Source organism: Bacillus kwashiorkori, from assembly GCF_001375515.1.
GTDB lineage: Bacteria > Bacillota > Bacilli > Bacillales > Caldibacillaceae > Bacillus_BK > Bacillus_BK kwashiorkori.
In genome coordinates this window covers 105,330-118,297 of record NZ_CTDX01000015.1, presented here as the reverse complement: position 1 = coordinate 118,297, position 12,968 = coordinate 105,330, and the positions used below count along the sequence as shown (strand labels likewise).

The window sequence follows — 12,968 nt, the reverse complement described above, 5'->3', positions numbered from 1 at the left end:
GTTTTGAAATATATATATCCTTATAGTTCATAATATATAAAAACGGATGTAAGCGCAACCCGTTTTGAAATATTTTATTTGTTTTATTTCATAAATTTTATTAAACTATAGTTGAGGTGAAAGATATGGACGGTTTTGCGCGTAGGAGAGAGATGAAAAAACAAAATATTCTAGATGCGGCATTACAGCTTTTTATGGAATATGGTGTGCAAAAAGTCTCCATCGCTGAAATAGCAAAAAATGCAACTGTTTCTCAAGTTACTATTTATAATTATTTTGAAAGTAAAGATAATCTAGTGCAGGAAGTTTTTAAATATTATGTTGATCAAATTTGGCAGGAACAAAAGCGGTTATTACAAAGCGACTTGCCATTTTCAAAGAAGTTGAAACGAATCATGTTTGGAAAAACACAAATTTCTTACGGGTTAAATGAAAAGTTTTTTCAAGACTTGATGAAGGATTATGCCAGCGGTCAAAGCTATATCAGTGAAATATATGAGAATGAAGCACTACCAATGTTGGTTGCCTTTTTTAATGAGGGAAAACAACAAGGAATTGTCGATTCAACTATTTCTGTTGAGGCGATTCTAATTTTTATGCAAATGTTTACAGAGTTTATGCAAAAAGAAGAAGTAGCAAGTCAATTGCTACCTTATACAGAGGAGTTAACTAAATTGTTTTTTTATGGGATTGTTGGTAGAAGTCAAGATGAACCTGGAGATGATTGATAGCGAGTAGTTGTACCGTGTTAATGCGGCTGGATAGTGTTCGTATTGGGTCCTCGGCAGTATTAGTAACATGCTTTCGTTTTCGCAATTCGTCGGATGTATTTTCCAGTATGTGTGATTTTATACTATTATACTAATTGTTTTGACGTTTAGCTCCATGGACACTTCAAGGGATGATTGTTTTTCTTATACCGCACATGAATTCCGCAGTTTATTTGTAATTTTAATGAGATTAATCAGCCCTAATGATATCAGCAAATTGTGCGCGAACTACTTTTGCTAACATTTGTGGCTGAATTTCGACTTGATATCCTATTTTTCCTGCACTAATAACAATTAGTGGTAATGTTTCTGCGCTTTCGTCGATATATGTCGGAAACAATTTTTTCATCCCGATAGGCGAGCAACCACCACGAATATATCCAGTCCATTTTTGTAACTCCTTCATCGGTAGCATTTCTAATTTTTTTGTCCCACTAACACGCGCTGCCTTTTTTAAATCGAGTTCCTCTTCCACAGGAATAATAAATACGTACAAGTCCTGTAGATGGTGGGTTACTAACGTTTTATATACTGTTTCAATCGGACGATTTATTTTGTTTGCTACCGCTATTCCGTCAATTTTTCCATCGACTGTCGAATAGGTTAGCACTTGATAATCAATTTTTTGGCGTTCTAATATTCGCATGGCATTTGTTTTTACTGACATATTTGGAACCCTCCTCCTTTTAAAAAGCATTGTGAACACTATATAATGATACGTCTATATCTAGTAGCTGATTGCTAGCTAGTTTTGCTAGTTGTTCCCCAAAATAAGGACCTATTGTTAATCCAGAGGCACCTAGCCCATTAGCAAAATAAATATTTGGATAATGTGGCAATTGACCAATAACAGGCAGATATTGCGGGGTATGTGGCCTAAAACCAACACGCGCTTCCAAAAATGTTGCATGCAATAGTTTTGGCGCAACTTGGATAGCTTTATGTAAGATTTCATAAATCCCTGCCACAGTAACTTCTATGTTGAAATGTTGATTATCCTCGTTGGTTGATCCTATTACTAGCTCACTATTGGCAAACGTTAAAATATATTGATTATTCGCAGGCAATAAAACTGGAAACTCTCCAGTTAGTTGGTTTTTCATTTGGAGATGAAGTATTTGCCCTTTTTGTGAGCTGATTTTTACGTCTATTCCTAGTGGTTGTAAAATTTCTTTTGCCCAAGCTCCGGCAGTAACAATTAGTTTTTCTACTTCATAATACGTTTCATCCGCTTTTATCGTATGTTGATCAATCATTTTAGCCCAACCATAGACAACGGTAGCCCCAAACTTTTTTGCCCCTTGTAGTAATGATTCTCGTAAATTTCTTCCATTCACTTGCGCAGCTCCACTTACATAAAGGGCAGGCATTTTAGCTTCCACTAGTGGGTGATAATCGGTTGTTTCTGTAGCTGATAATATTTTAACTTCTCCAATTTCAGGAGCATCCATTTTTCTAGATAGTGCAAGTGTCTTTAGTTGTTCGACTTTTTCCATTGTTGGTTGCAAATAGATGGCACCAACCTTTTTATAACCGGTATTTTCTACACCAATCAATTTTAGCTCATTAATCAGCGACGGGTAATAGGCTGCACCAGTTTTTGCTAACATATACCACGCTTTGTTCCTCCGTTTATTGATCCAGGGAGCAATTACTCCTGCAGCCGCATCCGTGGCCTGTCCAAGTTTTGGTTGATCAATGACTATAACATTTTTTCCGGTTTTTGCTAAGTGGTAAGCTGTTGCAGCACCTAATACCCCTGCACCAATCACAGCATAACGACTCATCAGACAGCCTCCCTTCACTAAAATTTATTTTAACACACTGAATCTGTCTCCAACAATTGGATGGGTCTTTCCCCCTGAGAGATTTTTTTAGGTATGAACCCAATTGGTGGTTGCTACATATTTTAGGTTAGTAACTGTATTTTTGTTGTTGACCGATCAAGTAGTTGATTCTTTATAGGGGAGTGTTTCGTTTTGAAGAAGCTCATTGTTCTCGCTTTTATCGGACTTGTGGCACAACTTGTTGATGGAGCTTTAGGGATGGCGTATGGGGTCACTTCCACATCCTTACTGCTACTGTTCGGAATTGCACCTGCCGTCGCTTCCGCCTCCGTTCATTTGGCAGAGGTCGTTACTACAGCTGCATCTGGCATATCCCATATTCGGTTTGGAAATGTTGACAAACAAGTTGTCCGCAGACTAATTATTCCTGGTTCGGTTGGAGCATTTCTCGGTGCATGTTTTTTAAGTAGCATTCCTGGCGACGTGATAAAGCCGTTCATATCTGGCTTTTTACTATTACTAGGAGTGTATGTCCTTTACCGATTTCTCTTTAAATTTAATCCGGCAGAAAAAATGGTCAATAAAAAATGGTCAAAGAAACAATACTTATCTCTAGGTTTTTTTGCCGGTTTTTTAGATGCTACCGGAGGCGGTGGCTGGGGGCCAATTGCTACTCCAGTTTTACTAACAAGTAAAAAAATGGAACCAAGAAAAGTTATTGGTTCCGTTGATACGAGTGAATTCGCTATTGCTGTTGCCTCAACATTAGGCTTTTTACTTACTTTAGGGTGGTCGCAAATTCATTGGCAGTGGGTCATAGCGTTAATGATTGGAGGGCTAATAGCTGCCCCGATTGCTGCATGGCTCGTAAAAATCATTCCTACAAATCTATTAGGTACACTAGTCGGTGGTGTAATTATCATTACTAATATTCGCACTCTACTTATTGCGTTAGATGCCACCTTTTCTATCTCCATCTTTGTCTATTCTATCCTCATAATTCTATGGGCCCTTGCTGTCACTTACACAATCATGCAAGTAAAAAAAAGCCGTAAAAGAAACGGGTTCAGCTCCCACAATTAGAACTGTGGGGACTGAACCCTTTTATTAAACGTCCATCCATCCTGTACTACCTATTAAAACCAGTCAATCGCAGTAATGTCTCTGCAATATACGGAAACTACGGAATTACCGTTCCAAAAATACGCTAAGCCAGTTGAACGATCATAGTTAATAAAACGAGTTACAGCAAAAGAAGTACCATCCAAATAAACACGATTCACCACATAATCCGGTGGAGTATTTGCTAATATTCTACAATACTGACCCACATCCATTTCCTCCTTTCTTTTTGATACAGTATTACTCTATTCAAGTGGAGAGAGCTTGGCTTAGGTCTTTATATGAATCTTGTAAAAATGTTCTAATCTATTAAGTAATAAAACTAGTAATAGAGGATTGCTTAATAATTATAGTAGTTTCCACCTATAGGAAACATCTAAAAACGATAGTTACATTATGAGAGATATGCTATAAGTAAAACTAACTAAGGGCAGTCCTCTTTATTTCTCTTATTAGCTAGACTATAATAATCCTTGAGGTGAATACTACATGGCACGCGAAAAAAAATTTACAACGAAAGAATTATTTCAGGAAACTAAGCAAATTCTGCTTGAAAATGGTTATGACGGGTTCACTTTTGGTATATTAGCTGAAAGATTGGAAGTTTCTCGAGGAGCTATTTATAAATACTTTGATAATAAGGATGAATTAATTGTTGAATTTATGCTCCAAGAAATGAAAAACTTCTTAGTAGACTTGAATGAAATCACTCAGTGCAAAAACTTCCATGAAAAATTTAACTATCTTATTGACCTCATTTTTCAAAATGCTAATATTCATCAAATAATTGCAATTGGTCAGCGAATCTCTAATACTAGAGACAAGCGAATTACCACGAAGAAAAAGGAACTAGATCAACTGCATATTAAAATGTATCATCAACTAGATGAGTTTATTCAACTTGGCAAGAAAACGAGTAAAGTAAAGCCCTCCATACCAAACGCATTAATCTTAGGTTTTATCTTTCAAACGATTGCCATCCCTAATCATTTTCACATTTCTCGTGATTTATGGATTAATTCCATTAAAGAAATTATTTTAGATGGAATTTCTAATAACAATTAATTGACATGTGTGTTACTTTTCAAGATAATAATAGTGACATAACTGTCAATAATTTTTTACCGAAAGTTACAAATGTGTCACTTTCAATTAGCATAGTTTTTTATTGAGGATGTTTGTAAAACCAACTATTTCTGTTACTTGTAAATGTTCACTTTTCCACGGCTGCGTGTAAAAAAATAACCAATGTGAGGGGAAATTATGAAAAGATTACTTCAAAAAATTACTGATGTGGTTACGACAAAAAAAGGAATGAAAATAACACTATCTGTTTGGCTTATCCTGACAATAAGTTTAGCAATCTTTGCTCCTAGTGCAAAGGATTATGAAGTATCAAGTATTGACTCTTTACCTGATGATGTCCAGTCTGTTATCGCCCAAAAGAAAATCAATGAATACTTTACAGATAATAATGGAATTCCCGCAATTTTTGTTTTTCAAGCTAAAGATGGAGAACTAGACCTGCAAAATTTGCAGACGATTTATCAACAAATTGTCGATAGTAACATTAACGGAGCAGAACCGTTAATCCCATTTGCCCAATTGCCTGCTCCAGCTGCTAGTAGTTTCTTTTCTGAAGATCAAACGACGGCCATTATACCGTTTCAATTTTCTGATAAACTTGAGACGAAAGAGTTAAAAGCATCGCAACAAGAAGTTGCTAAAATTACTGGCCAATATAAGGACATATCTCTCTATATTACTGGTCCAGCAGGGATAGCAACTGATACATTGGATCTTTTTTCACGAGCGGATTTGGTGTTACTTTTTTCAACAGTAGGTTTAATTTTGATCTTATTAGTTATTATTTATCGCTCACCGTTACTAGCATTAATTCCGCTTATTGCTGCTGCTTTCGTCTATGAAGTAGTTATGCAAGTACTCGGAATAATGGGTAAAGCTGGTTTAGTTATAAGTAATCAAACTTTGTCCATCATGACCATTTTACTTTTTGCAGCTGTCATTGATTATTCCTTATTTGTCTTTTCCCGGTACCGGGAAGAATTGAAGCGACAGGAAAGTAAATTTGAAGCAATGAAATTAGCGATGCAAGAAACTGGAATGCCTGTGTTCTTTTCTGGTGGAACAGTACTAGCTGCCATGCTCGTTTTATTTTTCGCCCAATTTGGTGATTACCGCAATTTCGCACCTACCTTTGGGACTACAATGGTTGTTATTATGATTGCTTCGATAACATTAGTTCCTGCCTTATTTACTTTATTTGGTAGAAAATCTTTTTGGCCAAAAATTCCTAAGGTCGGAGATATTCATGAGGAGTCGCACGGTTTTTGGAGTAAAATTGGTAAATTTGTTACTCGAAAGCCTGGGGTTGCAGTTACTGTTATTAGCTTATTTTTAATCTTATCTGCTAGCAATTTAGTCAATCTTCAATATGAGTTTGATACGATGAAGTCTTTTCCAAAAGATATGCCTTCACGAGTAGGTTATGAAATATTAGAGGAGAAATTTGAAAAGGGAGATTTAGCACCAACAACGGTATTATATGAAGCAAATGGTACGGTTACGAAGGCTGACATCGATCAAATCCAATCTGTTCTATTAAAACAACCAAAAGTAAATGAAGTCCGAGTGAATGGAATTTCCGACGATCAAAAGGCCGTCCAATTTAGTCTTACATTCACTGAAAACCCTTATGAAAAAACGACAATCGATACGTTACAGTCTATCATCGACAAAAAAGAGCAATTAGTCTCAGAAACGCAATTGAACGGAAAGTTATTTTTCGCAGGTGAAACTGCTACTAAACTAGATGAACGAACCATTAATAACCGGGATATTATCGTTATCGTTTTATTGGAAACCATTTTGATTTTCTTGATGTTAATTGTATTAACCCGTTCAGTTAAAATGCCGATTTACATGATGGGAACCATATTAGTTTCCTATTTGGCAGCATTAGGTTTAGGAACATTTTTAAGTCAAATTTTCTTCGGAATCGGATCAATCAGTGACCGAGTACCGCTATATGCCTTCGTTTTTCTTGTTGCCTTAGGGATCGACTATAACATTATGTTAATTTCGAGGTTCCAAGAGGAAAGGTTAAAACATCCGGTAAAAAAAGCGGTTGAAATTGCAGTTGCCCATACTGGTGGAGTTATTTCTTCTGCTGGAATAATTTTGGCTGCTACGTTCGCTGTATTAATGACCCAACCTATCCAGTTATTATTTGTATTTGGCTTTATTGTAGCGGTTGGGATTTTACTAGATACATTTCTGATAAGGGGAATTCTTTTACCAGGAATTATCGTATTTCTTGAAAAAGACAAGACGAGGAAAGAACTAAAATCATAATAGTAGGGTCAGACCCCGACGTAGGAGTCTGACCCTATTTTTTTAGCGAATTGTTTTTAATGCTTTGCTCCACTTTAATAGCTGATCTAACATATCGTTAGCATTGTTTGCATGATAGTCAGCTGGCTTAAATACACTCATATTTTCAAAGTCTGTCATTAGAGAGAACGTAACTGCTGTACGAACATCTGCTACTTGCAGCTCCCCTAAAATTAAACGAAGATTTTCATGGGCACGAGTACCACCTAAGCTACCATAGCCAACAAATCCTGCAGCCTTATTGTTTAGTTCAGGGTTCAAATAGTCAAGAGCATTCTTCAGTGCACCACCAACTGCATGGTTATATTCTGGCGCAACGAAAATATAGCCGTCGAATTCAGCCATTTTTTCTGACCAAGCCTTCATTGTTGCTTCTGCTTCTTTTTGCTGTGCTTCAGGAATTGCAGCTCCTAATAACGGAAGTGGGTATTTTGCAAGATCGACTAGTTCATATTCAGCATCATTTCTTTTAGTTGCAAAATCATACATCCAATTAGCAACAGCCTCTGCATTTCTTCCTTGACGAACACTACCAATAACAATACCAATTTTTAACATATATTTTCCTCCTACATTCTCTAATGTTTTTAAATTATATTATCCGAATTCGAGATAATTGTAAACCATAATTAAACAGATTGCAAACGATTTGATTTCGTTTAGGATATTACGAATCCGAACTATATACGTAAAAAAATTATAGATTTTGCGCATACAGTCCCAATTTTTTTAATTGAGGAATCATTGTTGCCTTTTCCTCCGTTGATAACCCGGCCATTATTTGACTGATTGCCTTTTTATGTTTCGGAAAAATACCATCCATGAAGTTTTTGCCCTCATCTGTTATCACCGCATAAGTTACCCGGCGATCTTTCGGACATGCTTTTCTCTTGATGTATTTTTTTTCTTCTAATTTATCAATGACATATGTGATGCTACTACTTGCTAATAGTACCTTCTGACCAATTTTTTGGATTGGTTGATCCCCTTTATGATATAATAGTTCCAATACAGAGAATTCACTTAAATTAAGATTATAATTTTTTATATCTTTAATAATTTGCTTCTGAATCGCTTCTAATGCACGGGTTAATACGATAAAAAGCTTTAAAGATAGTTGTTGATCTTTGTCTACCAAATTTTCTTGTTCCATAAAAATCATCCTTTTATTTATCTCGAATTCGAGACAATTATATTATAGGTGATTTCATCTGTCAACCATTATAATTTAAATTGAACATATTTCTTTTATATACTTTAAGCACACCCACCTATACAAGTGGGGCAACTATTGGTGTTTTTTCTTCTTAAGTTCGGGTGTTAACTTTTGCTGTTTATTAATCATATTATTTCTTTCTCCACCATCAGAAAGTTCCTCTGAGAATTCTTCGTTTTGGACGAGCTTCGAAAATTTAATGTCTGCTGCGGATAAGTTGTTGTTTGGTGCACTTTCATTGTTTAGTTTGCTCAATTTTTTCCCTCCTCACTTAGTTCGGTAAAAAGAAAGTAACCTAGACATTATCTTATTTATGTACCACTAAAATCCCATTCCTTTTACGATTCGCGTTTAGAACCATTTTTCTAGACAAGCAGCTATAGTTCTTTTCTTACAGTATTATTAATCGAGTACGAAACGGTAATAGTAGAATCGAGCGAATGTGACACAGAACAATATTTATTTTTTGAAAGCTCGATTGCACGTACGACTTTGTCTTCCGGTAGTTCACCTTCTAGCGCGTAATGGATATGGATTTTGGTAAACTTTTTCGGATGATTTTCCGCTCGTTCACCTTTTACATCCATAAGAAAGGATGTTGGTTCTAGCCGCATTTTATGTAAAATAGAAATGATATCTATTCCGGTACAGCCGGCAACTGCATTTAACAGCATCTCTGTTGGTCTTGGACCGCTATTTTCCCCACCTACTTCTTCAGAGGCATCCATCTTCAATTCGTGGCCTGAAGGGGTGGTACTTGCAAAAGCCATTTTTCCTATCCACTTGATGGTTGTTTCCAATCTTTCTCCTTCCTTTCACTTGAAAACTAAAAAAACTATCATGGTATTTCTCCACAATAGTATGAGTCGTTTCATTATTTTTATCATGACAATATTTTCCTATTCGGACAATATCCGATTTAATTCTATTACTCTATTATAGTTCTTTCTATATGGCTCTCAATAAAATCTTCAAAATCACCGACATGAATTTTTCCCATTTTTTAATTAATAAAGACTTTGTACCATAATACAAACATATCATTGCATTATATTAATAACCAAAAAATATGTCCTTTTTTATATTCGATTTGGAAATATTATTCGCTTTTAAATGGTTTTGTACAGATTTTACCATCTTTTGCGGACCAGCTACGTAATATATGCTATCGTTTTTCTGTTTAGTTATATATTCATCGAGTTTGTCATAAAGGCTATCTTTTTTGCTCATATAATTTACTGTAATTAACGGATGCTTTATTTCATCGAGTTCCTCTTTATAAAGATAATTCTCTCTGCTATCCAAATAGTAAAGTGTAATCGGTTGGTTGATAGATGGATTATTTTCTGCTGCTTTCATCATCGCTCGAAATGGAGTAATGCCAATCCCACCCGCAATTAGGACTGCGGGTTTTTCTTCATTTAAATAAAGTGGCCCAAACGGACCGCGCATTTGTATTTTCATCCCCGGTTTTAATTGTAACAACGCTTGTTTAAACTCACTGCATTTTTCAGGAATTTCCATAGAGATTTTTACATGTTCTTCAAAAGCAGCGGTTGCGACACTAAATGGTCGACTCGGTTTTTTTATTTTTTTATGAATAATTGTAAAAACACCATGTTGTCCTGCTTTATAATCAAGATTTACCGGTTTTTCAAATAAAAATGTGTATAGTTGATTACCTTCTTGGTTGCATTTTAGAAAAGTTATTTCACTCTTTTTAAATATTGGTGCGATATCTTTAATAAAACCCATGTCCCATTCCCCCTATTTTTTTCAATTATTTGTTATGAAAAACTTTGAATGTTTTCTTTGACAAATTGTTCAAAGGTGCGCGGCTGTTTACCTGTTAATTGGTAAAAATCATCTGTCACCATTTTTGCCGTTCCCATTCTTGTCATAAAGTACAGCGCCACTGTTACATTGACATAATCTTTATTCAGACCGCGAGTGTTTATATAATATTTTCGGTACTGCAAATAACTTGGTTTTGCATAACGTATCTTTCTTCCAGTAATATTTGTTAAAATTTCCGCTACTTCGTAATAATCAAGTGCTTTACTACCAGTAATTGTGTGTGCGGTATTTTCGTATTTGTTATACTCATGTAAAACAATCGCAGTAGCAAACCCAATATCCTTTGCATCGATAAAACTTGTTTTGCTCTTTCTTGCCGGTACGAAAACTTCATTTTTCTCTCGTATTTCAACGGCATGAATGCCCGAAATATTTTGCATAAAAAATCCAGGACGAATATGTGCAAACGGAATGCCGCTTACCTCAATATATTTTTCAATTTTATGATGGGGTGGAATCGGATTCTTTTCGACCCCCATTAACGATAGAAAGGAAACTAATTTAATTTGGGCCTTTTTCATCGCATCAATAAAAGGATACAAATCTTCTGGCTTCCCTAAATGGGGCGGTCGCATGAGAAACACTCGGTCAACATTTGCTAAAGCTTTTTCAAAAGTGTCGGGATTAGTAAAATCAAAATAAACTACCTCTGCATTTTCTTGAAAAAGCTCCGTTAATTTTTGCGTATTCATGCCCGCAACGACTATTTGTTCACCCATATTGATTAATTCTTCTGAGACGTAGCGCCCGACATTTCCTGATGCACCTGTAACTAAAACTTTCATCATGTTGCTCCTTTATCGTTTGTATTAGACCAGTCTAGATAATTTTGAAGTAAAGAAGGATCACTTCAAGAAGTGTTTCCTTTTCCTTTAGTCCTCCATACGTAAAACATGAGGAATTTCCTCTGCAACTAATCGTAACGGTCTGCTGTCTCCATAAGTGAATGATAAAAGAAAGGCACCTTCAATCATTGAATTTATGACTACTGCCAGTTGTTCCGCTCTTTCTTCAACAAACCCACCACTAACTAGCTTTTGGGCAAATAAATTTTGAAACTTTCGATATGCTTCCTGGCAACCTTTCCGTAACTCGTCACTAATTAAAGATGTTTCTAATGCTACTGCCGCAATTGGAACTCCTTGTTGATGTCCTTCTTTTTGGAAACGATCTGCAATCATTGATATAAAATGTTGTATGGCAATGACAGGATTATCTGATTGTTTTAACCCTTCTTCAATTTGCCTTGCAACAAACTCAGTTGTTAGTTGGATAGATTCCAAAGCTAGTTGTTCTTTCCCATCTGGAAAATGATAGTAAAGTGAACCTTTTGGTGCTCCGCTCTCTTTTGTTATTTGATTCAACCCTGTTGCGTGGTATCCTTGCTGTTGAAAGAGTTTAGAGGCAGTGATGATTAATTTTTCCTTGGAAGATACTTTCTCGTTCATGTATATAACCTCTTTTTTATAAAAATTATACCGATTGGTCTATATATATAACAGTATAGTTTCTCCTCGAATTTGTCAATCCATAGTCAAAAAAATAATTATCCAAATACTTTTGTATTTCTCTGTCTAAGTTGAATATTAGGAATGTTAAATATGTAATAAACTACAGTTTACAAACTTGTAGTAAATAATATATTCTAAATTTATTCTTGCAGAAGTTTTGCACTTGAGATTAATGCGGTATTTTACCTCTTTCATTCACTAAAATTTTAGGGGAAACTAGCATAATAGCCAGCTGAATTTCCCCAACCGAAATTGTCTTTGTATTTGCCCCAACACTACTTTTAGTGTGATTTTTTCTTCTCACGTTCAACCTAACAATAAGTCAACAATACAAGAGGCTGTTGACGTATCCTTGCTATATAGCTCGCAATAACCGCAATTTTTACAAAAGACGACGAGAAACTTATTACGCTGAATATCGAACATTTTTTATAATAGTTTGACTATTTATCCACTCCTGTATAAATCATAATTGCATCATGTAGAAATTTTGCTGCACCTTTATGTTCCCTTTCATAATAGGCGGAAAACCGCTCGTCAGCCACATACATTTGAGCAACGCCAGCGTGAGCCTCCTTTGTATATTGACTCCAATAAAAACTAAGCCATTGCCTATGCAGGTCCGCTGCTTTTTGAGCAATTTCACTTGCAGGATCTCCAGTTACAAATGCTTCGTTTAGCGTTTCAAGAACTTGTTCCTCTAGCTTTTTCGCCACAAGATACTGTTCCTCTGTCATTCCCATTAGTTTTTCATTCGATTTATCAACAGTTTTATTTCCATATTTTGATCTAATTTCTTTCCCAAATTTCTTCTCATTTTCCTCAATCATTTGTTTTGTGAATCCTGAAAACTTCTCTTGATTACTCATCGTTACCTTTCCCCCCTTCATAGCAATTGTTTTTTCCACATTTTCTATTAATAAATCGATCTGCCTGCGTTTTGTCAGGAGCTCTTCCCGATGACTCTTCAATGCAGTTATCATATCGAATTCAGGTGACTGCATTATTTTTTTTATTGTATCGAGATCCACCTCTAATGCTCGGAAAAATAATATTTGTTGCAGCTGATCGATTTCTTTTTCCCCATAAATTCGATAGCCCGATGAATTAACTCTCGCCGGCTTAAGAAGGCCAATTTCATCATAATACCTTAATGTTCGGCCTGTTATTCCCGCTAATTTTGCTAACTGTTGAACAGTGTATTCCATTTGTTTCACCTCCTGACAACACTACTTTACACCTTTACGTTACGTTAATGTAAATAGTGTTTTTATAAAAGTAATGGAATATA

The 12,968-nt window shown here is 35.6% G+C and carries 15 protein-coding genes and 1 pseudogene; 4 read left to right on the top strand and 12 right to left on the bottom strand.

The annotated features are described in order from the left end of the window. Positions 1 to 125 precede the first annotated feature (125 nt). A complete protein-coding gene (locus tag BN1242_RS07445) occupies positions 126 to 728 on the top strand; it encodes a TetR/AcrR family transcriptional regulator (RefSeq protein ID WP_062353655.1) in 603 nt (200 codons plus the stop codon). A gap of 232 nt (positions 729 to 960) precedes the next feature. Here BN1242_RS07445 and ybaK read toward each other — a convergent pair whose 3' ends face one another. Then, complete coding sequence (gene ybaK, locus BN1242_RS07440; RefSeq protein WP_062353652.1) at positions 961 to 1,437, bottom strand: Cys-tRNA(Pro) deacylase; 477 nt, start codon at positions 1,435 to 1,437, stop codon at positions 961 to 963. Positions 1,438 to 1,456: 19 nt separating this feature from the next. Beyond that, positions 1,457 to 2,557, bottom strand: a complete 1,101-nt coding sequence (locus tag BN1242_RS07435) for an NAD(P)/FAD-dependent oxidoreductase (protein ID WP_062353649.1) — start codon at positions 2,555 to 2,557, stop codon at positions 1,457 to 1,459. A gap of 192 nt (positions 2,558 to 2,749) precedes the next feature. Between BN1242_RS07435 and BN1242_RS07430 the strand changes: the two genes are divergently transcribed. After that, positions 2,750 to 3,640, top strand: coding sequence for a sulfite exporter TauE/SafE family protein (locus BN1242_RS07430; RefSeq protein ID WP_062353645.1), 891 nt, complete (start codon positions 2,750 to 2,752; stop codon positions 3,638 to 3,640). Between the two features lie 53 nt (positions 3,641 to 3,693). On the opposite strand, the gene BN1242_RS07425 is transcribed toward BN1242_RS07430, so the two are convergent. After that, the gene (locus tag BN1242_RS07425; RefSeq protein WP_062353641.1) at positions 3,694 to 3,888 is read right to left on the bottom strand and encodes a hypothetical protein; all 195 of its coding nucleotides are present in this window, start codon (positions 3,886 to 3,888) and stop codon (positions 3,694 to 3,696) included. A gap of 280 nt (positions 3,889 to 4,168) precedes the next feature. Here BN1242_RS07425 and BN1242_RS07420 point away from each other — a divergent pair, with 280 nt between their 5' ends. Next, positions 4,169 to 4,744, top strand: coding sequence for a TetR/AcrR family transcriptional regulator (locus tag BN1242_RS07420; protein ID WP_062353637.1), 576 nt, complete (start codon positions 4,169 to 4,171; stop codon positions 4,742 to 4,744). Between the two features lie 198 nt (positions 4,745 to 4,942). Then, on the top strand, positions 4,943 to 7,054 hold the full coding sequence (locus BN1242_RS07415) for an MMPL family transporter (protein ID WP_062353634.1): 2,112 nt from the start codon (positions 4,943 to 4,945) through the stop codon (positions 7,052 to 7,054). Between the two features lie 42 nt (positions 7,055 to 7,096). Here BN1242_RS07415 and BN1242_RS07410 read toward each other — a convergent pair whose 3' ends face one another. From BN1242_RS07410 to BN1242_RS07375, 9 genes and pseudogenes are all read right to left on the bottom strand, one after another. Next, positions 7,097 to 7,651, bottom strand: coding sequence for an NADPH-dependent FMN reductase (locus BN1242_RS07410; RefSeq protein WP_062353630.1), 555 nt, complete (start codon positions 7,649 to 7,651; stop codon positions 7,097 to 7,099). Between the two features lie 139 nt (positions 7,652 to 7,790). Further along, positions 7,791 to 8,246 (bottom strand): MarR family winged helix-turn-helix transcriptional regulator, encoded by a 456-nt coding sequence (locus tag BN1242_RS07405; protein ID WP_062353627.1) that lies wholly within the window; start codon positions 8,244 to 8,246, stop codon positions 7,791 to 7,793. A 135-nt stretch (positions 8,247 to 8,381) separates the two neighbouring features. After that, positions 8,382 to 8,564, bottom strand: coding sequence for a hypothetical protein (locus tag BN1242_RS07400; protein WP_062353623.1), 183 nt, complete (start codon positions 8,562 to 8,564; stop codon positions 8,382 to 8,384). A 122-nt stretch (positions 8,565 to 8,686) separates the two neighbouring features. Beyond that, positions 8,687 to 9,109, bottom strand: coding sequence for an OsmC family protein (locus tag BN1242_RS07395; RefSeq protein ID WP_062353619.1), 423 nt, complete (start codon positions 9,107 to 9,109; stop codon positions 8,687 to 8,689). A 253-nt stretch (positions 9,110 to 9,362) separates the two neighbouring features. Continuing rightward, complete coding sequence (locus tag BN1242_RS07390) at positions 9,363 to 10,064, bottom strand: FAD-dependent oxidoreductase (protein ID WP_062353616.1); 702 nt, start codon at positions 10,062 to 10,064, stop codon at positions 9,363 to 9,365. A 32-nt stretch (positions 10,065 to 10,096) separates the two neighbouring features. Next, positions 10,097 to 10,951, bottom strand: coding sequence for an SDR family oxidoreductase (locus tag BN1242_RS07385; RefSeq protein ID WP_203226046.1), 855 nt, complete (start codon positions 10,949 to 10,951; stop codon positions 10,097 to 10,099). Positions 10,952 to 11,038: 87 nt separating this feature from the next. Next, positions 11,039 to 11,614 (bottom strand): TetR/AcrR family transcriptional regulator, encoded by a 576-nt coding sequence (locus BN1242_RS07380; protein WP_062353608.1) that lies wholly within the window; start codon positions 11,612 to 11,614, stop codon positions 11,039 to 11,041. A 369-nt stretch (positions 11,615 to 11,983) separates the two neighbouring features. Further along, a pseudogene (locus BN1242_RS13195) lies at positions 11,984 to 12,106 on the bottom strand (zinc ribbon domain-containing protein); the annotation flags it as partial. Between the two features lie 14 nt (positions 12,107 to 12,120). After that, entirely contained in the window at positions 12,121 to 12,885 is a 765-nt protein-coding gene (locus BN1242_RS07375; protein WP_062353605.1) for a MerR family transcriptional regulator, read from the bottom strand. Positions 12,886 to 12,968: the final 83 nt, after the last annotated feature.